Raw genomic sequence first — 21,171 nt, forward strand, 5'->3', positions numbered from 1 at the left:
GAGAACTTCTTCTGCAAGCTCAAGGAGTTCAAGCGCATCGCCATGCGCAGCGAAAAAACAGACAGATCATTCGAAGCCATGATCTATCTCGTTGGCGCAATCATCAATTCAAGATAATTCCCAACAGGCCCCAAAAGGCTTTGAAGAATGCCGCCTTTTTGAAAAAAGGTGGCACCCAGAAACCTTTATTTACCGTTCAGGGGTGATGCGCTGCTGGCGCCACAGGCAACGCCTGCAACCGTTCAGCCGCCAGATCCGCCACCTGTCCCGTCAACTGGCTCAACGCTGCCACCATGGCCCGCGTGCCGGTGCCGGTGGGTGACGCACTCAGGTCAAGCGGCACGGACAGACCGTGATCCGCATCTCCTACCCTATGCACGGACAGACTGCCGGCGAGGTGTACCAGCCCCGCCGAATCGCGCGCGAAGCGGGTGATCTCGACCTCGACAGCACCCTCCGCCGGTATGGTGGTCGCATCATTCTGGGCAAAAACGGTCCGGCCCGGCAGGCGCTGCTGCAGGTCAGTGGACAGCACATGCCCCAGCATCAGGGCCAGCGGCTCGCTCCATGCAGCCCCCGTCAGCGGTGTCACACTGTAATCATCCTGCACGCCCACAATGGTCTGCCGGTCCAGTGTGGACGGAACACCAGGGGTGCGGACTTCGATCACGGCGGGAACCTGCGACCCGACAACGGCAGGCTGCGTGCTGGCCACCGGGGCCAGTGAATACAGCGTCGGGTCGGATGACCCGCACCCGACCAGCATAAGCGTTCCCGCCATGGCAGCAGTCACGGCCATGGCCCGCCGCGCGGAATGTGTGAAGAAGGGGCGTCGCATGGTCTTATCGTCCCGTAATCAGTGCCGAGGGATGGTGGGTCAGGAAGTCCGACAGGAAGCGCAGCGAACGTGCGGCATCGTTAAGCTGCTGCATCATCTGCTGCAGATTGCGCTGGAAGTCGGTATCGCCGCCATAGCTGGACAGGACCGAGTTCGCGTTTTTCAGCGTCTTGTCCATGCCGGTCAGCAGTTGCGGCATTTCGCTGCGGGCGTCACGCGAAATGACCTGCAGGTTCTGTAGCGAACTGCGCAGCGCGGTCAGCGCCTGCTTCGTATCGGGGCTGTTGATCCGCGCATCGGCGTGGGCCAGCAGGCTGGTCAGATTGTCGCCCATCTGGGTCAGCGGCATCGCGGCGATCTTGTCGCCAATGACGGACAACGAATCCATGATGCCCGCCATGCCACCCGCCTGACCCGGCAGGACCATGGCGTCGCCTTCTATCGTGATCTGCTCGGGCTTCGCGTTCTTGACGAAGGTCAGCGCGATTTCGGATTCGCCGGTCAACATGCTGGTGCTCTGCACCGATGCGCGCAGCCCATCCGCCACCTGCGTACGCAGCAGTCCGGTCATGGCATCGGGCGGAACCTGCTGGTTATCCAGCACGCGTTCGGGCTGCAGTTCCATGGCCACGCGTACATGCGCCTTGCCGGTGGCGGGATCAACCTCCAGCTTTACATCGTCGATCATGCCGACCTGAATGCCGAACATGGTCAGGCGCCCCCCCTTCGTCAGGCCGGAAACCGAACTGGTCAGGTAGGTGACAAGGGGGATGCGTTCACGGTAGCCCGCGCTATTTGCCTCTTCCGCGCTGTCATACAGCAGGAAAGTGGTATCCTCCCCGGCGGTGCTGGGCAGGGTATTCTTCTCGTTACGCGCATCGGGCGGGTCGAACGCGACCCCACCGGACAGCAGCGCCTGCAGTGACTGCAGCTTGACCTTCAGCCCACCCGGGCCAAGCCCCACCTGCACCCCCGACACGTTCCAGAAACGCGTAGTGGTGCGCAGGTAGCTGTCATACGGGGCCTGCACGAAAATTTGCACCTTGATCGGTCCGCGGCCTTCGGGCGGCATGGTGTAACCCAGCACTTCGCCCACCACCACGTCGCGGAAGAAGATCGGCGCGCCCTGACCGAGCGAGCCAAGGGACTGCGTAATCAGCGTATAGGTATGCCCCGGCTGGTCCGAACGCACGCCCGGCGGCGATTCCAGCCCCTTGAAATGCGTGGTGTAATGACCGCCCGGCTCCCCCGCATCCATGGCAATGTAAGCGCCGGACATGACAGTTTCCAGTCCGGTCACGCTGGCACCGTTGATACGTGGCCGCACGACCCAGAAACGGGCATGATCGGTCAGCGTGCGGGCTGCCGATGATGTCATGCGCACGGCGACCTCGACATGGTGCAGATCATCGCTCAGCCGGATCGAATCGACCGTGCCCAGCGGTACCGACTTGTTCTTGACCTCGGTCTGGCCGCTGGTCAGGCCATCAGCCGTATCGAAGCTTATGACGATCAGCGGCCCACGCTCGGTCAGGCCGCGCCAGCCCAGGTAACCTGCGATCAGGATGGCGACAATCGGCACAAGCCAGACCACGGAGAAACGGTACCGCCGCGCACGGGCCTGTGGCACGTCCCCCTGCGGGTCATTGGAAAGGAAATCGTCATTCACGCCTGATCTGGCTCCATGCTGGCCGGTCCGGTGCCGACCGGGGAAAGGGAAGGTGAAGGGGGCATCTGTCCGGGATCCCGTGCGGCCTGCGCACGCAGCACGGACGGGGGCAGGCCATCCACCACCCGCCCATTGCGTCCCGCCGCATCCCACATGATGCGCGGATCAAAGCTCCATGCCCCCAGCAGGGTCAGCACTACGACAGCGGCAAAGGCCACCATGCCCGCATTGGCAGTGACACTGGCCATGGCGTTGAAACGGACCACCGCTACAAGGATTGAAATCATGAACACGTCGATCATGGACCACCTGCCCACCATATCCACCACCCGGAACAGCCGGGTCCGGGCTACAAGATGCCCGCGCGCACCATGCCATGTCTGCCAGACCATCCAGCCAAGGCTTGCGATCTTGAGCATCGGAACAGTGATGGAGGCAAAGAACACCAGAAGTGACAGCGGAATCATGCCGTCCACCCACAATTCGATCGCGCCTTCGACAATGGTATGGCCACCCCCACCACCCATGCGCATGAAGGTCATGACCGGGTACAGGTTGGCGGGAATATAGAAAACGATGGCCGCGATCAGGAAGGCGGTGGTGCGTGTCAGTGACTGCGGCAGACGGCGCCAGACCTTGTGCTCGCAGCGCGGGCAGATCCCCACGCAGGTCAGGTTGGATACCGGGTGCGCCAGTTCTCCCACCAGCCCGCACGACGTGCAGGCCACCAGATGGTCCACCGGCGGCATGCCGACATCGTCCACATGCACGTAATCCACCTCGACCGCCTGATCCCCTTCGGCACGGGTCAGGGAATCGATGCGGCGATGCCGCCAGATCATTTCGGTATCCAGCGTCGAATCCGTGGCAGCCATGGTCAGCATCAACGCGCCGATCAGATACACGGCAGGTCCGACATCGACATGGGCCATGTCGGTCAGCTTGGTATAGGCAACGAAAATGCCGAGGATGTAGACCTCGACCATCGACCACGGTCGCAGCTTGTCATACCAGACGAGGACGCGTGGTGCCCAGTCGGGCAGTTGCCGGGATGACGCGGCGTACAGGATGGCAAACATGAACCCGATGGCTACAGCCGGGGCCAGGATCGTGACCGCGCCGACCAGCACACCGGCTTCCCCCCACCCTTCGTGCATGAGTTCCATCGGCCCGGTCAGCAGGTCCACGGTGCGCTGCCTGCCATACACATCCAGTGTCATGAGCGATGATGCAAGTGCCGCCAGATAGAACGCAGCCGAGCTTATGCAGAACGCAAGTGGCGTCGCCAGTGGGGCGGTGCGCCGCCTGCGCGCCAGTTTCTGCCCGCAGCGCACGCAAGACGCCTGCTGCCCCGGCTCCAGATCCGGCAGGCGCTGGTACAGGCCGCAGCCGGGGCATTCCGACAACCCGCCAATAACACGCACGTGGCGGATGGGACCTGGTTCCACATCATCACAACGCAGGCGCGGGGAAGAAGAAGACGTGTTCATACCGGACACAGCATATAGACCAAATTAAAATGGGGAATGCCGCATTTGAGATATTGCATCATGCCAGACCATCGTTTATCAGACGCCACAGGTTTGCCGACATAGCTCAGGGGTAGAGCAACTGATTCGTAATCAGTAGGCCCTCGGTTCAATTCCGAGTGTCGGCACCACCTTCCCCCAGTTTTTCAAGATTTCAAAACTTACCCCCATTCATAAACCGTTCCCGTGATTCCATAGGGCAACGCGTGGGTAAGCCTGTCCAGATCGCGATCAAAAACGGATTCGATGATATTCGAATTCCCAGTCAGTTCCGCCTGTCCCGTCTGGCTGGTGCCTCCGCATGGACAAAACCGCCATGCCATTCGGCCCCCTCCCCTGATCATGATCATCTGGCCAGTCCGCAAACCCCCATCATGTCGGATATCAGCCTGTTCAATCATTGGCATTACAATATTTACAGAATATATTTTATTTATAATAAATTGTAATTACAATAGGGTGTTTGTTGTATTTTAAATGCATCATATAAAGGAGCACCTACCATGGGGATAATAAACAACCTCAATTCCTTTTTCGGAAATTACAAAGATACATTTTATATAGAAAAAATATCTATTGATGAAATATCCATAATAAAAGATGGAAAAATCATTCCGGATAAATTGGATATTTTACAAAATTTTTTATACGAACAGGAAGAAAGGACTGTATTGAATACAAGTGAAGGCTTTGTATTCCATATAGGCGGCGATTCTTATGTTATTGATTTTGATGATTATCTAACAAAAAATATTAATCTATACCCAAAAGTTACAATATCAAGAAAAGGCACAGGGCTGGAAATTAAACTATTCATGAGGCATGATTAAAATATAGAAACATATATACATAACAAATCCACCCGCTATATTATACAGGTGGCTTTGTTTTCATAATATTGCACGCAGTAATTCCCGCCGCATCCTACAGGCCGCACCAGCCCAGCATCACGCACATGGCCAGCCCCGCCACCCCGATCAGGGTCTCGATCACGGACCATGTGCGCAATGTCTGCGGCACCGTAAGACCCAGTGCATCACGCACCTGCCAGAACCCCGAATCATTCATCGGTCCGAACATGACGGCCCCCGCCCCTGTCGCCAGCACCAGCAGTTCGGGAGAGACGCCCGACCCATGCGCCATGATCGGGGCGACGATTCCGGCCGTGGTACTCATGGCGACCGTGGCGGACCCCACCGCCACGCGCATGCCCGCCGCCAGTCCCCATGCCAGAACCAGCAGCGGCACATGCATGTCCACCGCGGCGCTGGCAATCGCATCGGAAATGCCGCTATCCATAAGTTCTGCGCCAAACCCGCCACCCGCGCCGATCATCAGCAGCAGGCTGGCCAGCGGGCCGAGGCATTCGTTGGAATAGGCCAGTATTCTCTCACGCGTCATCCCCCGCCGCAGTCCCAGCGTCCAGAACGACAGCAGGGCCGCCAGCGCCAGCCCCACATTCGGGTCGCCCACGAACCGCAGGACAATGGCCCAGCCACTGCTGGCGGCCGTCCCCATGAAACGGGTGGTCGATCCCGCCAGCATCAGGACCATGGGGGCAAGGATGGTGAACAGGGTAATGCCGAATCCCGGCAGGTCCGCCTGCGCGCGGGGTGCGTCATGCCCGTGCGCGTGTTCCGCCCCGGCCCCTGCATCAGCCGGCAGGTATGGGACGATGAAACGGGTATAGACCGGCCCGGAAATGATCGCGACCGGCACACTGACCACAGCCCCCATCCAGATCAGGCGCCCGATATCGGCATGATAGGCTGCAAGGGCGAACATGGTGCCGGGATGGGGCGGCATATACCCCTGCACCACCGACAGGGCGGCAGTGACCGGCAACGCCACATGCAGGATAGGCCGCCCCGTCTGCCGCGCGATGGAAAACGCCAGCGGCACAAGGATGACGAAGCCCACGGTAAAGAAAACCGACAGCCCGACCAGCAGGCCGATCACCATCATGGCCCAGTCCAGCCGCCGTGGCCCCGCAAGAGCCACCACAGTCATGGCGATGCGGTCAGCGCCGCCTGACACTTCCAGCATCTTGCCCAGCATGGTTCCCAGCGCGATGACGGAAGCAATCTGCCCCAGCACCTGCCCGGCGCCACCTTCAAACGACGCCACGACCCGTGCCGCAGGCATACCCGCGGCGAACCCCAGCAGCATGGAGGCGATCAGCAGGGCCAGGAACGGGTTGAGCTTGATCCGCTCAATCAGGAAAACGACAACGCAAATGGCCACAACAGCCAGTAACAGGGCCATTCCGACCGACATTGACGCCTATCCTCCAGTTCCATGTCCCGATGCGTGGCCTGTCATGGCATCAGCCAGCGGGCGTGGACATGGTGTTTACTATATCAGGGCCGGACAGGAAGAACTGATACGGGTCAGTCAGAAAGCATTTCAAAACAATCAACGTTTTGGGGTGCCGTCTTTTTTCAAAACGCAGCGTTCCCTGAAGCTTTTTGATGGTTTACGGCGTAACGGTGGAATCCATCATCACATTCTCCGCCTGCCGCAACACACGGGACAGGACATCCATCATGTCCTGCACCCTGTTGGCGGGAACGCCATCCAGCACGCGGGCCTCCATGTCGGCACAGATGCGGTGCAGGGTCGCGCATTTACACCTGCCACGCGCAGTCAGCACAAGGCTCTTGGCGCGCCTGTCCTCCTGATCGGGGTGGCGTTCGACCAGGCCTTCTTCCTCCAGCAGATCCAGCACACGCACCAGCGCCGAGCTGTCGGTATTCATGGCCTGGGCCAGCGTGCGCTGGCTGACACGGTCGGGCAGCATCATGAGGTACGCCAGCGGGCGCATCATCGCCATGCTCATGCCTTCGGGCCGCAGGGCGCGGTCCAGGCCCAGCCGCCACGTATTGGCCAGCCGCATGGTCAGGAACGTCATCCTCATGTCCTGAAAGCCCGCGCCCTCGATATCAGGCAATGGTGAACGGTCAGCCATGCGCATCCCCTGCTGGTGTCAGACCCCGCCGAAGTCCTCTGCGTGCCCGATAGCATGCCCGCATGGCCGGATCATGACCCATTTATGCGATGGCTGCCCGGCGGCACCGATATATACAGGGCGGATATAATTGACATGGCATTAATTGTCATACAATAAATTGCGTTTCAGGCCCTTTATCTTCCTGCGGCATGCGTTATCAGATGCCCCAGACGCCGCAGCCGGGAGTCGGCACCCACATGTTTTCCAGCCTTACGCGCCATTTTTCCGATGATGCCCAATGGGCCGCGCTACGCACCACGGCGGCGTTCAGCGGGCGGGCGCTTCTGTCAGTCGCCATAGCCCTGTTCCTGGCGTTCAGCTTCCAGCTGCAATCCCCCATGAGTTCGGTCACCACTGTCATGATCGTGGCCAACCCGACGGTGGGCGCGCTGGTGTCCAAAAGCGTATGGCGCGTGATCGGGACCATTATCGGCGCATCCATAAGCGTGGGGCTGATGGCGGTGTTCGTGCAGTCGCCGGCCCTGTATTTCATGGGGCTGTCCGCCACGGTGGGGCTGGCGTGTATGGCGGCGACCTTCCTGCGGCTGTTCCGCGCCTATGCCGCCGTGCTGACGGGTTATACCATCGTCATCATCTCGGCCCCCGCCTTTGACGACCCGGATGGCATTTTCCTCAGCGCCATGTCGCGGCTTTCCGCCGTGGTGGTGGGAATCGTGACGACGGCGGCGGTATTCATGGTCACGTCACCGCGCCGGTCAGACACGCTGTTCGTGCAGATTCATGACCTGTTCCGCGATACGGTCAGCTATATCCTGGCCTTTCATCAGGGCTACACCAACGTGCCGGCACGGAACCCGGACGCCCTGCCGGGCAGCACGTTCCGCACGCTACCCACCAATTTTCATGACAGCCGGGCGGCCATGCTGGCACGGATAGGGCGGCTGTCGGATGCGGTGGAATACGCAGCCACCGATAATTACGACATAAGCGTACGCGAACGCGAAATCCGCGCGGGGCTTGCGCGCCTGTCGGGTATCGTGGCGTCTTACCATCCTCACACCATCACCGCATCCGATACCGAACAGGACCGTGTGGTGCATACCGAGATCGTGTCCATGCTGCAGTTCCTCATGGACAGGACGGCGGGCCGGACGCTGGAAGCCAGTTGGATGGAAGGATGCGCGCGTATACGCCATACCCGCGACCTTATGATCACGCAGGCACGGGAGACGCATTCCCCGCAATCGCTGCTGTTCCTTGACGACATACAGGACCTGCTGGGCCAGATCGAAACCGCGTTGCAGGATCTTTCGCGCCGGGGCAGCGCGGGGCGCAGGCTGCGGCTGCAACCCTATCTGGAATGGCCGACGGCGCTGCGCAACGGTGCGCGCGGCATGCTGATCACCATGTCGGCCTGCCTGATATGGTACGTCCTGCACTGGACTGCGGCCCCGACCATGATGCTGTATGTGGTGGCGGCGGCCAGCCTGCTGTCCACCCTGCCTTCCGCATCACGCGCGGCAGGGCTTATGGCGGCAGGGACCGCGCTGGGGGTTCCGGCAGGGCTTCTGTGCCATACCTACCTGCTGCCACAGATAGACGGGTACCCGCTGCTGTGGCTTTCGCTATGCATCATGCTGCTGCCGGGGATATGGCTGCAGTTCCATCCGAAATTCGGGGTTGGCGGGTTTGGTTACGGCGTGTTCTCGACCGTGATGCTGCAGGTCAACAACCCGATCCATTACTATAATGATGTCAGCCTGCTTAACGGGTGGATGGCGCTGCTTATGGGCTGCATCATGCTGGTGCTGTCGTTTCGGGTCATCCTGCCGCCCAACCACAGGCTGGATGCCGCCCGCCTCGTCACGTCACTGACCCGCAGCCTGCGCAGGCTGGCGCTGTCGGGACGCCGGCAGGGCAAGGAATGGCTGGTATGGGAAAACCTGCAACTGCAGAAAGTGCTGCGTCTGGCGATGCGGCTGTCCTTTTTCGCCCGGCCCGCCATGATTCATGAATACATAGATGCCGCACTTGCCACGCTGTCACTGGGGCGACTGGTGGAACGGATACGGATGCTGGCCGCAAGCCCCGACATAACCGGGGCGCAGCAGGTCGCCATTTACGATGCGCTCGATACGTTTTCCGAACTGGCGCACAACCCGCTGCTGACGGCGGCGGGCCTGCGGCGGGCAGCAGATGTGCTGTGCCCGCCCGATGCGATCACGCTACGTCCCCCCGCGCAGGTGGAAGCCATGGCGTGTCTGGAACAGGCGGCGCGGATCATACAGGATATTCCCGGCTTTCTCGACCAGCGCGGCCCGCTGCAATGGGCGGAGGATTATCCCGCCGCCCACCGTCCGCCGCTTGCGGCCGTCAGGACGGAATCCGGCTGAGCACCGAGAACGACACCGCATCCATGACCGTCGTGTCCACTTCATCACCCGGCTTCAGGGTTTTCAGGAATTCCTGCATCGGCTTCTGACGCACCAGCACGACGCGGGTAATGTCATCAGGATCGACAAACACAACCTGATTGCGCGTGGTGTCCACGCCCGTCACCTTCACGCGTTCACGCTTGAAGGACACCATCATGCCATGCGGGTGCGGTCCGGTGCGCGTGCCTGCGGCACTCTCGGTCGATTCCGGCATCGGCGCGCCCGGCGGTGCGATAGCGGCGTCAATGGTGCGCACGATACGCAGGCCGATCTTGTCACCGGCATGAAGGGTCGGCAGCCTGGCGCGCAGGTCGGGATCGACGCGCACGGTGTCCAGGTTGCCCGCCTTGTCACGCAGCAGCACCATGCCCGCATCGTGGTCCACGCTTTCGACGATTGCGGTCGCCGTCTGGTTGCCCACGATAACCGGGGCGGCCTGCGCCATGGCCGCATGCGACCCGCCACACAGACTGGTGGTACCTGCCGTGATGGTAATGGCCAGTGCCGCCGCAACGCGGCGGGGTGCAAACAGCTTCATGTCCATGTTTCTTGTTCTTTCCTCAGTCTCTTGACGGGTATGGATCCCTGCCGGTCGGGCCTGCGCCCGGGCCGGCTTCGTCATATTCCATACCCCCTAAATGCAGTCATGTATCCAAAGATGTATGATGATCAGGCATAGTCCGGAACGCCGGGCATGACCATAAAGCCCGGCAGGCCGCGCATCCGGCGTGCCCATCGCCGCAGGGCGGGGCAGGTATCGCGTTCCACCCCAAGGTCCACCGTCAGCGCGAACACGACAAACAGCACCACATCGGCAATGCTGGGAGCGGGGGAGGCGAACCAGTCGTGCCCTTCCATCGCGCGGGCGGTCATATGGTCTTCCATCCGGCGCAGGGCAGCCACCAGCGCGCCCATGGGCGGCAGGACCGGCAGCGTGGTGCCGAAGGCAATATCCCGAGCCGCCGCCATTGTATCAAGCGCCGTGGCCCCGAAATCCAGCCAGTCGAGGATCATCCATTCATGCGCCGGGTCCAGCCATGCCCGCGCGACCGCAGGCTGGCGGGCGACAAACTGCATGATCGCACCCGGACGTGACAGCCTCACGCTGCCTGCCACCAGTACCGGCGGCCTTTCACCCGGCCGCAGTCCCGCCGGGCGCTGGCCCATGGGCAGGTCCATGTCAGCCGCCCGCGTCTCATACGTCATGTTCATAAGCGACAGGCCAAGGCGCACGGCATAGCAGCGCACATCCGGCGTCCAGTCATACAGGACCACTCCAGCGCTCATGCCAGTTCTCCCATAGCCAGTTCGTTCATGATGCGGTCGGTCACAGCCCCGCTTTCCACCGCGTCACGCAACCGTTCGGCCCAGCGTGACAGCGCGGGGAGCGGTACTTCCTCCGCATCCGCCACCCGCACCACATGCAGCATGCCCTGCCCTGCCACCGGTTCATGCACCGCAAGGCCAACCGGCCCGTGCCATGCAATCCCTGCATCAGGCGCAATGCCGGTCACATGGCGCAATGCCCCCACGGATGCATTGACGTGAAGGGTGCGCACCGGCTGCACGTTGTCCGGTCCTGTCCCCCCGACAGGAAAATCCTCCGCCCCGTCCATGCTGACCCATGCAAGGCCTGCATGTTCACGCACGCTGTAGGCATGCACATGGATCGAGGCGGGCACGCGTACCTGCGGGTGGGCCGGGATCAGCCTGCACCGTGCACCGCCGCCAAACTGCCAGCCATGGTACAGGCACCCCAGCGCATCATCACGCACGAAGCCGAAACTCAGCCGCATGCCACGATGGGGGCAGCGGTCTTCCCACGCATGCAGCGCGGGAGTGGGTGTGTCCTCGCGCCACAACACGACTTCGCGGCCATCAATCCGCACACCCGCGACCTCGCCACGGCGTATATCGGACAGGACACTGACCGGCTGCCATCTTTTCATACGTTCCCCACTTCTCTTCCATCAGACCCTGAGGATTGCACACCGCCGGGCTTACCGGACACAACAGCGTGTATTCTTTCACGCAACACCATGGCGTACCACCACGGAGGCAGCTAACATTACGTCATCGTCACGGCAATCCGCGCCCAACGCGATGGCATACCGCAAACAGGAACCGGGCAATGACACAGATCACCGCCGATGAAACCATCCTGTCCGACTGGCATGTAATCAGTCCCCTGTCACAGCTGCGCACCACGCCCACCGACACCATGCTGCTGGACCGGCACATCACCTTTGGCCTTGATGCGCAGGGCAATCCTTTCGCCTGCGACGTGACGGACAGGCGCAGCCTGCCGGTCCGTGCCCGCCATGGCTGTCTGTGGACCTGTCTGGGCACGCCCGCAGGCGATATTCCCGCCATTGACGAAGCACAGGAACCAGACCGCAGGCTGGTGGATTGCGGGGTCTTCACGGTGCGGACATCGGCACCGCGCATTGTCGAGAATTTCCTCGACATGGCGCATTTTCCCTTTGTCCACACCAACATCCTTGGCGCCGAGCCGAACACCGAAGTCGCCCGCTACACCATCGAGATGCGTGAAGACGGTAACGAGGTCTGGGCTACGGACTGCCATTTCTTCCAGCCACAGGCCGCCCTGTCCGCCACCGACGGGCTGGATACGGAATACCTGTACCGCGTGGCGGGGCCGTTCGTGACGCTGCTGTACAAGACCTGCCCCGCGCAGCCCGAACGCTTTGATGTCATTGCCCTGTTCGTGCAGCCCATGACGCAGGAATGTTCACGTGCGCATCCGGTCATGTTCCTGGTTGACGATGTCTCGTCCCAGGCCAGCCTGATCGAATTCCAGCAGACCATCTTCCTGCAGGACCGCATCATACTGGAAAACCAGCGCCCGCGCCGGCTGCCGCTTTCGGCCGGGGCGGAAATCCCCACCATGGCGGACCGCATGTCCGTCGCCTATCGCCGGTGGCTGCGCGACCGCAAGGTGACCTATGGCACGACGGCCTGAACACCTGCGCCTGACGCATTACCCCCTTCCGCCGGGTGGGGCTGCCCACGCGGGACACATGGTGTAAGCGTCACGCATCACCAGACAGAGACAAGTCAGGAAAACCCATGACCGACCAGACCCAGCCCGACGCCTTTGAACAGGGCAAGGTAGCCGCCACCAGGGGCGAACCGCTGATCGAAAACCCGTTTGACGAGACCCTGCCCACCTATGAACAGTGGAACAAAGGCTGGTGGAGCGTGCGTGAAAATGACGGCGACTTCGATCCATTTTCCGAAAAATAATATATTAATTTCAGATAGTTATTTATAATAATAAAAATTTTTCAGATGCTGCCTTTTAAAAAAGGCAGCATTCTTCGAATGCTTTTTGAAAAAAGCTTCACCAAAAACTTCTTTATAATTTGCACGATGGCGCAACGGCAGGGCCACGATGACGTGAGGTCATTGAAACGTGAGTGTTCCCCCCATTGTAGGGAGGCTGGTCCGCGTGGAATGAATGGCGCTGACGGTTTTGCTGAAACGAAAACGGCGACTGTCCTCAGGGAAAGGCGGCATCGGCACCGATGCCGCCTTTTTCCATTCAGGCAGTCAGGACCGGACCGACATGCTGCCCGGCGCGCCGGGCTGTGTCTGGATTGCCATCCGTCCTCCCAACCGCGTACAGACCCGGAAGGCCAGCAGCGCACCGGCGGATGTAATGAAAACCGGGATCCACATGTCATGCCCCAGATGCGTGAACTCGATCCCCAGTGCCACGGCCGTCAGTGGCATGGACATGAACGTGCCCAGAAAGGCGATGCCACCCAGCAGCGCCACGCTGCCTGCATCCACCGCAGGCAGCACCATGTTCCACAGCCCCGCCAGAACGGTAGACAGCAGCGCCCCCATGGTCAGGCTGGGTGTCAGCAGGCCACCCGCCGCCCCCGCGCGCAATGCCCCCATGATGACCACGACCTTGAGAAACAGCAGGATGGCCGCCAGTTCCATGCCCAGCCGGGCCGATAGCGCAAGCTGCATCGGCCCGCGCCCGTTACCCGGCAGTTGTGGGTAAAAACAGGCCAGCCCCCCCAGCAGGGGAAATACCACCAGGCACCAGCCAATGCGCGAAACACCCTTCGCCGCGCGGTTCTGCACGATACCCATCAGCCGCCTGGCAACATGCGCGCCAATTCCAATGACCGGACCGGCGCATATCGCCCACAGCACCACAGGGGCAGTCACCCCCATCGCCCCGGTCTCATACTGGTGCACGTTACCCAGCACTGCCCACGGCACGAACGCCCCGATGGCCGAAGCCGCCACCGCGCACAGGACAGGCCGCTGCCCAACCGTACCCAGCAGCACCTCCAGTATGAACAGCGCCCCCCCCAGCGGCACGTTATAGACCGCCGACAGTCCCGCCCCCGCGCCGCAGGCGATGATGATACGCCGGTCATCGGCCACAAGGTTCAGCATACGGCCCGTCCCGGTCGCCAGCACCGCGCCCAGTTCACGCGGTGCAACCTCACGCCCCAGCGGCGAGCCAAGGCCCACGGTCACGATCTGCAGCAGCAGGTGGATCACGGTGGAAAGCGGCGGCATCGGCTTGCCCGGCCCCGTTTTGCCAACAGCGGCGGCAATGCTGACCAGCGGCCTGCCAAAACGCCCCAGCGCCCACCATCCCACACCGGCCACGACACCCGCAACGGACAGGGCCACGATACGCCGCCAGTGGGGGGCCGCGCTGACGCCGAGCAGGAAGTTATGCGGCCCGCCCGCCTGCCCGTAGCCATAGGCGATATGCTGGATCACGTGCAGCAGCAGCGACAGCACCGTGCCGCCCAGCCCGGACAGGATACCCGTGCAGACAACCGCCATGGCCATGACCGGCCAGGGCGTGGAGGCAGCAGGCGGAACGGAAGGCGAAGCGGGTGTGGTCATGGCTGCATGGGGTATGCCGGATCAGGGTGCGGGCGCAAGACAGGTTTCAGAAGCGGAAGGACAGGTTGGACATGTAATAGGTGCCGCTGCTGCCCCCCACGCGGTTCAGCGCCGACGCGGTCATGAACCGCGACAGGGTCTGCGCCCATGAAAGATGGGGCCCGATCTGCCATGTCAGCGTGGCCTGCGGGGCCATGCCAATGAACGAACCGTTGTAATGATATGCATACTGCAACGCACCCGGCCGTGACAGCGGGGCCAGCGTGCTGTAGCGCCAGTACAGCGGATAGCGCGCCATGATGCTGAGCGACCTGAAGAACGTCATGCGCACCTCTGGCGCGATATCGACCATGTTCGATTCGGATACGGTGAGCGAGGCATCGACATAGGTCAATTGCGGGTTGAACGGCTGGCTGTACGTGCCCACCGTATTACGCCGCGCATCGCCCCCCGAAAACACGTCCGCCTGCAGACCCACAAAGGTATGGAAACGGTCATGCGGGATACGGTAGCCCGCATTGCTGCTGAACGACCATGCATCAATGGGGCGCGACGGGCTGTCTGCCCCCGTGGCGCGAAAGGCGCCGCCCTGCCATATGCCGCCCACCGAAAACTCGATCGGTCCCGCGATGCCGTGCCACCGGCCGCCGAAGTTGTTGCGCGTGGCCATGCCGGGCTGCACCGCGAATGATGGCGCAGATACGCCACTGATCCCGCCGCCCGCCTTGGTGCCGAAATAGAACAGGTCAAGAAAGGAGTAGCCCGTCTGCCCCATGAAGACGAAGTCAGGCGGTGCCCATGTGGTCTCCACGCCATACAGGCGGGTGCCGTAATCTTCCGTATCGTGGAAAATGCCATCTGGCGTGATGTCGGTGCCGACAAAATCCCACGCATCCACCCGCACGCGCGACCATGCGGCATAAGCCCGGAACCCGTTCCACGCCAGCGGCACGGAAGAGGACATGCGATAGTACAGCACATAGGCCGGCATATCGAGAAAGGCCTGCCGACCGAACATGAAGCCCGCCTTTGCCCCCGCCACATGCCCCTTCACTTCAATCAAGGCCTGCTGCACGTCAAGCTGCTTGCGATAGGTGTCGCCATAGCCATAAGGTCGCCAGCCACCCGCATCGGCATTGATCAGTTCGCCATACAGCCGCACATGCGTGCCCAGATGCAGGTCCGCCCCATACAGGTTACGCACCGTAAAGCGCCCCGAATCCGCAACATGCGCCGCCCCCAGCACCGGACGGTTCTCGAACCAGTTGCGGGCCCGCGTCTCACCCGAAAAACTGATCCACACGCTACCGCTGCGGGTCAGGGGAATATATTTCAGCACATCGAAAGGATCATCACCCTTCTTTTTGCTGCGCAGGCTGCTCCAGTCCTCCGCCCAGCGGGCCACGCCATACCGGCCGACCGGGCCAAAGCCTGCCGCCTCGCCGCTGTCGCGGTTGAACACGCCCCAGTCATACTGGTGGCCCGACGGGCGGCGATACGCCATGGCGGGCATGCGGACGGGCTGGCCCACGGGGTTGGCCGATGGCAGGTACTCAACCGGTGGTACGGGGACTGCGTGCACATGGATGTTTTCCGGCGCACTGCGTCCCGGCTGCGTGACGGATGCAAAGGCTGCGGGTAGCTGCGCGCCCCATGCCAGCGCACCCGATACCGGCAGGACAAGGGCGGAAAAAGGACGTCGCCCCAAAGGCCGGACACGCCGCGAAACCGTGCGGACGGAAAGATCAGACATAAAGTGGAAAAGCACCTTTCGTTACGAAACAATTCCAATAACGGCATTTCCCCATATCGCAAACGAAAACCGGGAACACGGCGGCTCCGTAATGGCAACACACAGGCACTGCACAACCGGGGCCAAAGGCGGTAGCAAGTTCATATTGCTTCCGGATATGGTTACCTGTACGGAACAGAGACAGCGAAATGATGTTTCAGGGGCAAGGCAGGAAGGGAACGAAATGAAATTCGTTATTGCCGTCATCAAGCCATTCAAGCTCGATGAGGTGCGTGAAGGGTTGCATTCCATCGGGGTGGACGCCCTGACCGCAACCGAGGTCAAGGGGTATGGCCGCCAGAAAGGCCAGACCGAAATCTATCGCGGCGCCGAATACAACATCCAGTTCCTGCCCAAGATCAAGCTGGAGATCGCGGTGGCGGACGCGCAGTGCGACAAGGTGGTGGAAGTCATCCAGACCGCTTCGTGCACAGGCAAGATCGGCGATGGCAAGATTTTCGTACTCGACCTTGAGCAGGCAATGCGTATCAGGACACAGGAAACCGGAGAAAACGCGCTGTGATCACAAAGATTGGCAAGAGCGCCCGCCAGTTCGGGCCTGCGGCCGCAACTGTCGCGCTGTCCATGGGCTGCCTGCCCGCCATGGCGGCTGATGCGGCCCCCGCCGCGATCGACACGGGTGATACGGCATGGATGCTGATCAGTACGGGCCTTGTGCTGATGATGACCATCCCCGGTCTTGCCCTGTTCTATGCCGGGATGGTGCGCAAGAAGAACGTGCTGGCGACACTCATGCAGTCATTCAGCATCTGCTGTATCATGACGGTGGTGTGGATGGTGCTGGGCTACAGCCTGACCTTCACGTCGGGCAACGCGTTCATCGGCGGCCTGTCGCGCGTGATGCTCAACGGCGTGGGCGCAGGGATCTCCAAGGGGTCCGACGTGGCCTTCACCATGGCTGCCGGCACGCCCGCCGCAACAACCATGACCATTCCCGAAAGCGTGTGGATGACGTTCCAGATGACGTTCGCCATCATCACGCCCGCGCTGATTACCGGCGCATTTGCCGAACGCATGAAGTTCAGCGCGCTGTGTGTCTTCACCATCCTGTGGTCGCTGATCGTGTACGTGCCGGTTGCCCACTGGGTCTGGGGACCGGATGGATGGGTCGCCAGCAAGATTGGCGCGATCGACTTCGCCGGTGGCACCGTCGTTCATATCAACGCCGGTATCGCGGGTCTTGTCGCGGCCCTGGTGATCGGGCGGCGCAAGGGTTATGGGGAAGAAGACCTGTCCCCCTACAACCTGACCTACGCCATCATTGGCGCGTCCCTGCTGTGGGTGGGCTGGTTCGGGTTCAATGCCGGGTCCGCCGTAGGCGCGAACGGCCGTGCGGGCATGGCCATGGCCACCACCCAGATCGCGGCTGCCGCCGCTGGCGTGTCATGGATGTGCGCCGAATGGATGAAAACCGGCAAGCCGACCGTGCTGGGTATCATTTCCGGCGCCGTAGGCGGCCTTGTGGCCATTACGCCTGCGGCGGGCTTCGTGCTGCCCGGTGGCGCGCTGATGATCGGTCTGGCTGCTGGCCTGATCTGCTTCTGGGGGGCGACGGGCCTCAAGCACATGATGGGCTATGACGACAGCCTTGACGCCTTTGGCGTGCATGGCATTGGCGGCATCGTAGGTGCACTGCTGACCGGCGTGTTCGCCTATGGCCCGCTTTCGGCCACCGACGCCAGTCCCGAAGGGATCAGCGGGTCGTTTTCACAGTTCGTAGCGCAGGCGGAATCCGTTGGCATCACCATCGCCTGGTGCGCGGTGCTGACGTTTATCCTGCTCAAGCTGATCGACCTGACCATCGGCCTGCGCGTTACACGCGACGAGGAAATGGAAGGGCTGGACATGAGCCTGCATGGCGAGCGGATCAATTCCTGATTCCCTCTGCCTGTTCCTGCCATCCCCTGAAACTGAGGGCGGCCCTGACGGGTCGTCCTTTTTTCATGCGCAATAATCCATTGATGAAAAATAAAAGTTTTTGGGTGCTGCCTTTTTTCAAAAAGGCAGCGTTCTTCGAAGCTTTTTGAAAAAAGCTTCGCCAAAAACTTCTTTTTAATCTGCAGCCGTCACGTCCCTCCGCATTGCGCAGCGTGATCCGGCGGGAAAGCCCGCCTGTGCTTCCTCCCGCAGCGCGGCCGCGAGACGCGCATCCAGCCTGTCGGACGACAGCAGGGAAAAGCCCGATTTTTCATAAAACGGGGCGTTCCAAGGAAGCGCGCGGAAGGTTGTCAGCGTAAGCCCGGACAGACCGAGCGCACGTGCACCGCCATACGCCGCTGATAACAGCCGTCGCCCCAGCCCCCTTCCCTGCCGGTCATGGGCTACCGACATTTCAAGGATATGCAGATCCTGCCCACACGGCTGCGCGCTGAGGAAACCTGCGATCCGCCCCTGTTCATCAACCGCGACCCAGCAGGTGCGCGTGGCGATGCAGGCCCGGTGCGCGTCAACGGACATGACCCCGTCATCCGCCACCCAGGCCAGTTCGGGCACACTACGGAAAGCCTGCCCGGCCGATCGTTCGATGGCGGGAAGGAAGCTGGCGTCATCATCGACCGCCACGCGGATGGAAAAAGACATAGGGTCATCCCGGTTATGTAACGGGATGACCCTAGCACACCCGTCAGAACGACTGTGAAATACCGGTCAGGATGGTCCGACGCAGCCCGTATTGCGGTGCGCCCACGCCCACGCCGGTGCCGCTGCGCAGCATATAAGGGTGATCGAACAGGTTGGTTACATCCAGCCGCAACTGCGTGGTGCGCAGGAAGCGGGAATGGAACAGGTCACGGAAGGACTGCACGACCGACATGTTGAAGGTCGCATATTGCGGAATGACGCCGCCATTAGGCACGTCCGAATCCTGCCGCAGGCCACTGCCATAGACCATGGTGGCCGAAACGCGCGTGGGATGTCCGCTGCGATAGAAGAACGTGTAAGACCCACCGGCAGATGCCGTCCAGCGCTGGTCATGATCCAGATGGATCCAGTGCTGGCTGATATATTTCAGGTCATCGGCGTCAAAGTTGAACTGCGCGCTGGTAATGTCCTTGCCAATCGCCCGCGACCACGCGAAATTGCCATACAGCGACAGCGGCCCGTGATCATAGGATGTGGAAAATTCGTACCCGTTGACCTGCCCGCGCCGGTAATTGAATCCGGACAGGATGATGGGCGCGCCGAACTGCCCTTCATCAATCAGGTTATGGGCCAGCTTGTAATAGGCATCGACCGAGACGCGCCAGCCGGGCAGGATGACCTGCTCGATGCCTGCGTCGAAATAATGGTCACGCTCGGCCTTGACCGTATCGCTACGGCTGACATCGGTCGCAGCGGAGGTATTGGCGAACTGCCGCAGGTCGGTGCCCCCCACCACTTCGAACGGCGGCGGCGTGAAGTAGCGTGAATACCCTGCATGTAGTGCCGCCCCCTTCCATGCACGCCATACCACGTTGATGCGCGGGCTGAGCTGGTGTTCGTCGGTGTATTCCCCGACACCGTCAAAGCGCAGGCCGTAATTGACCGTCAGGTTACGCACCGGCTGCCATTCATCCTGCACATACAGGCCGTAGATATCGCCGGTGCGGCCATTGCCCGTGTGGATGTTGACCTGCTGGTTTGCATCATTGAACACCGTGGCATCGGCCTTGGTGATGTTGCGTTCGGCAAAGACCTGAAAGCCGAAACGGATGGTGTGGTCGGGGCGCACGCGCCATGTCACGTCACTCTGGGTGCCGGTGGACATGACCGAACGTTCGGCGTGCTGGCTTATACCCATATACGCAAGATCACCCATATTGGGGTCGGGGCTGTAGCCAAGGCTGCTGTAACGCGAGAAAACCGATGTCTGCAGGCTGAACGCGCCAATCGTCTTCTGTAGCGACAGGATACCAAAATCGGTAATTTCCTTCTGGCGTTCATTCAGATTGCTGCTGCCCGGCGCCTGGGGCAGCAGGCTGCTGTAATTATCGCCAAACATCGGCTGGCCGCCAATATTGGGCAGCTGGTACTCGGCATTGGATACACCGGCGATCAGGCTGATCCGCGTATTCTCATCAACCGTGTACCGCACGTGGCCCAGAAAATGGTACTGATTGCTCAGGTCATGCGGCGCATTGAAGGACGGGGTCGTGTTCTCGATCCCCACCCGGTCATGCACGTAATCGGCGGTAAAGAAGTAATCCCACTTGCCCGACTGTCCCCCATACTGGGCGGAGGGAAAGAAATAATCCCGCGCCCCACCATAAATGGATACGTTGCCGCCCTTGTTGGTGGATCCGTTCTTGGTGTTGATGTCCACCACGGCGGCCTGCAGGAAGCCATACTGCACGGGCAGCGCACCGGTTGAGAGCGACAGGTTGTCGGCAAAACGGGTCATCAGCGTCTGCCCGAACACATTCAGACCTTCGGGCAACTGCACGCCATCAAGACGGAACTGCACCTCGTTATGGTCACCACGGACATGGATCTGGCCATAGCTGTCCTGCGCCACGCCGGGGGCCTGCAGCAGCACGCTGTTCATCCCGGCATTATCGCCACCGGGAATGGTTTCCAGCGCCTTGCGGCTGAAGGCATGCACCGTGGCCCCGGTGGCAGGCTGCAACTGGATACGCGCACGATCCAGCCGGGCGGTGACCGTCATGGCGTCCGGGGCGGAAGACCGGCGCGTGCTCTCCAGATCCGTCGCCTGCACGATGGTGGTGTCAGTGGGGGTGGGCACACTTTCCCCCGTCGTGGTCTGCGCCACGAGGGAGGAAACCGGTGTCAGCACGGTCATGGCCGCCAGCACGGCGGGAGACAGCGGGTGGCGGGAAAACCATAAGCGCGTCATATCAGAGTGGGCTCGCATCCAGTCAGGAGATTTCGGATGACCCAGCCGTATATTGGTACAATATAACATAACAATCTAAAAAAGCAGACTTCTTCACGACGCAGCCAGAATGTTGTTTTTATGCAACATAAGCATGACCGCCCTGATCTATGAGCAGGACAACGATGGCATCAGGCCAGA

18 protein-coding genes, 1 tRNA gene and 1 pseudogene are annotated in these 21,171 nt (G+C 61.2%); 8 read left to right on the forward strand and 12 right to left on the reverse strand.

Going from position 1 to position 21,171, the window contains the following annotated elements; genetic code table 11:
- Positions 1-117: pseudogene (locus tag MSKU9_RS18080) on the forward strand (IS5/IS1182 family transposase); the annotation flags it as partial.
- Positions 118-196: 79 nt separating this feature from the next.
- Here the strand turns inward: MSKU9_RS18080 and MSKU9_RS09560 are convergent.
- Genes MSKU9_RS09560 through MSKU9_RS09570 form a run of 3 tightly spaced genes read right to left on the reverse strand, consistent with a single transcriptional unit; the run spans position 197 to position 3,997 of the window.
- Positions 197-838, reverse strand: a complete 642-nt coding sequence (locus tag MSKU9_RS09560; protein ID WP_141261246.1) for a PqiC family protein — start codon at positions 836-838, stop codon at positions 197-199.
- A 4-nt stretch (positions 839-842) separates the two neighbouring features.
- Positions 843-2,507, reverse strand: coding sequence for a PqiB family protein (locus MSKU9_RS09565; protein WP_141261247.1), 1,665 nt, complete (start codon positions 2,505-2,507; stop codon positions 843-845).
- The gene (locus MSKU9_RS09570) at positions 2,504-3,997 is read right to left on the reverse strand and encodes a paraquat-inducible protein A (RefSeq protein WP_141261248.1); all 1,494 of its coding nucleotides are present in this window, start codon (positions 3,995-3,997) and stop codon (positions 2,504-2,506) included. The genes MSKU9_RS09565 and MSKU9_RS09570 overlap by 4 nt, the downstream gene beginning before the upstream one ends.
- Positions 3,998-4,092: 95 nt before the next feature.
- Here MSKU9_RS09570 and MSKU9_RS09575 point away from each other — a divergent pair.
- A tRNA-Thr gene (locus MSKU9_RS09575) sits at positions 4,093-4,167 on the forward strand.
- 372 nt (positions 4,168-4,539) lie between these two features.
- Positions 4,540-4,866, forward strand: a complete 327-nt coding sequence (locus tag MSKU9_RS09580; protein WP_141261249.1) for a hypothetical protein — start codon at positions 4,540-4,542, stop codon at positions 4,864-4,866.
- Between the two features lie 94 nt (positions 4,867-4,960).
- On the opposite strand, the gene MSKU9_RS09585 is transcribed toward MSKU9_RS09580, so the two are convergent.
- Both MSKU9_RS09585 and MSKU9_RS09590 read right to left on the reverse strand, forming a co-directional pair.
- A complete protein-coding gene (locus MSKU9_RS09585; protein WP_141261250.1) occupies positions 4,961-6,313 on the reverse strand; it encodes a GntT/GntP/DsdX family permease in 1,353 nt (450 codons plus the stop codon).
- A gap of 199 nt (positions 6,314-6,512) precedes the next feature.
- Positions 6,513-7,004, reverse strand: coding sequence for a MarR family winged helix-turn-helix transcriptional regulator (locus MSKU9_RS09590; RefSeq protein ID WP_193557675.1), 492 nt, complete (start codon positions 7,002-7,004; stop codon positions 6,513-6,515).
- 191 nt (positions 7,005-7,195) lie between these two features.
- Between MSKU9_RS09590 and MSKU9_RS09595 the strand changes: the two genes are divergently transcribed.
- Complete coding sequence (locus MSKU9_RS09595) at positions 7,196-9,400, forward strand: FUSC family protein (protein ID WP_141261251.1); 2,205 nt, start codon at positions 7,196-7,198, stop codon at positions 9,398-9,400.
- On the opposite strand, the gene MSKU9_RS09600 is transcribed toward MSKU9_RS09595, so the two are convergent.
- From MSKU9_RS09600 to MSKU9_RS09610, 3 genes are all read right to left on the reverse strand, one after another.
- Positions 9,381-9,986, reverse strand: a complete 606-nt coding sequence (locus MSKU9_RS09600) for a preprotein translocase subunit YajC (protein ID WP_141261252.1) — start codon at positions 9,984-9,986, stop codon at positions 9,381-9,383. The genes MSKU9_RS09595 and MSKU9_RS09600 overlap by 20 nt on opposite strands.
- Positions 9,987-10,111: 125 nt before the next feature.
- A complete protein-coding gene (locus tag MSKU9_RS09605; RefSeq protein WP_141261253.1) occupies positions 10,112-10,729 on the reverse strand; it encodes a glutathione S-transferase family protein in 618 nt (205 codons plus the stop codon).
- Positions 10,726-11,391: a Rieske 2Fe-2S domain-containing protein gene (locus MSKU9_RS09610; RefSeq protein WP_141261254.1), complete on the reverse strand. Its 666-nt coding sequence runs from the start codon at positions 11,389-11,391 to the stop codon at positions 10,726-10,728. Before MSKU9_RS09610 ends, MSKU9_RS09605 begins: the two co-directional genes overlap by 4 nt.
- 182 nt (positions 11,392-11,573) lie before the next feature.
- Between MSKU9_RS09610 and MSKU9_RS09615 the strand changes: the two genes are divergently transcribed.
- Together MSKU9_RS09615 and MSKU9_RS18230 are read left to right on the forward strand one after the other, a co-directional pair.
- Entirely contained in the window at positions 11,574-12,425 is an 852-nt protein-coding gene (locus tag MSKU9_RS09615; RefSeq protein ID WP_141261255.1) for an aromatic ring-hydroxylating oxygenase subunit alpha, read from the forward strand.
- Between the two features lie 107 nt (positions 12,426-12,532).
- Positions 12,533-12,709, forward strand: a complete 177-nt coding sequence (locus tag MSKU9_RS18230; RefSeq protein WP_162851937.1) for a hypothetical protein — start codon at positions 12,533-12,535, stop codon at positions 12,707-12,709.
- 306 nt (positions 12,710-13,015) lie between these two features.
- Here the strand turns inward: MSKU9_RS18230 and MSKU9_RS09620 are convergent, their stop codons facing one another.
- Both MSKU9_RS09620 and MSKU9_RS09630 read right to left on the reverse strand, forming a co-directional pair.
- Positions 13,016-14,290, reverse strand: coding sequence for a chloride channel protein (locus MSKU9_RS09620; RefSeq protein WP_141261256.1), 1,275 nt, complete (start codon positions 14,288-14,290; stop codon positions 13,016-13,018).
- A gap of 103 nt (positions 14,291-14,393) precedes the next feature.
- Positions 14,394-16,100, reverse strand: coding sequence for an alginate export family protein (locus tag MSKU9_RS09630; RefSeq protein ID WP_141261258.1), 1,707 nt, complete (start codon positions 16,098-16,100; stop codon positions 14,394-14,396).
- Positions 16,101-16,323: 223 nt separating this feature from the next.
- Between MSKU9_RS09630 and MSKU9_RS09635 the strand changes: the two genes are divergently transcribed.
- The gene (locus tag MSKU9_RS09635) at positions 16,324-16,662 is read left to right on the forward strand and encodes a P-II family nitrogen regulator (protein ID WP_141261259.1); all 339 of its coding nucleotides are present in this window, start codon (positions 16,324-16,326) and stop codon (positions 16,660-16,662) included.
- On the forward strand, positions 16,659-18,038 hold the full coding sequence (locus MSKU9_RS09640; protein WP_141261260.1) for an ammonium transporter: 1,380 nt from the start codon (positions 16,659-16,661) through the stop codon (positions 18,036-18,038). The genes MSKU9_RS09635 and MSKU9_RS09640 overlap by 4 nt, the downstream gene beginning before the upstream one ends.
- A gap of 174 nt (positions 18,039-18,212) precedes the next feature.
- On the opposite strand, the gene MSKU9_RS09645 is transcribed toward MSKU9_RS09640, so the two are convergent.
- Both MSKU9_RS09645 and MSKU9_RS09650 read right to left on the reverse strand, forming a co-directional pair.
- The gene (locus tag MSKU9_RS09645) at positions 18,213-18,740 is read right to left on the reverse strand and encodes a GNAT family N-acetyltransferase (protein WP_141261261.1); all 528 of its coding nucleotides are present in this window, start codon (positions 18,738-18,740) and stop codon (positions 18,213-18,215) included.
- Between the two features lie 43 nt (positions 18,741-18,783).
- The gene (locus tag MSKU9_RS09650) at positions 18,784-20,991 is read right to left on the reverse strand and encodes a TonB-dependent receptor (RefSeq protein ID WP_141261262.1); all 2,208 of its coding nucleotides are present in this window, start codon (positions 20,989-20,991) and stop codon (positions 18,784-18,786) included.
- Positions 20,992-21,171: the final 180 nt, after the last annotated feature.

Source organism: Komagataeibacter diospyri, from assembly GCF_006538165.1.
GTDB classification, from domain to species: Bacteria; Pseudomonadota; Alphaproteobacteria; order Acetobacterales; family Acetobacteraceae; genus Komagataeibacter; species Komagataeibacter diospyri.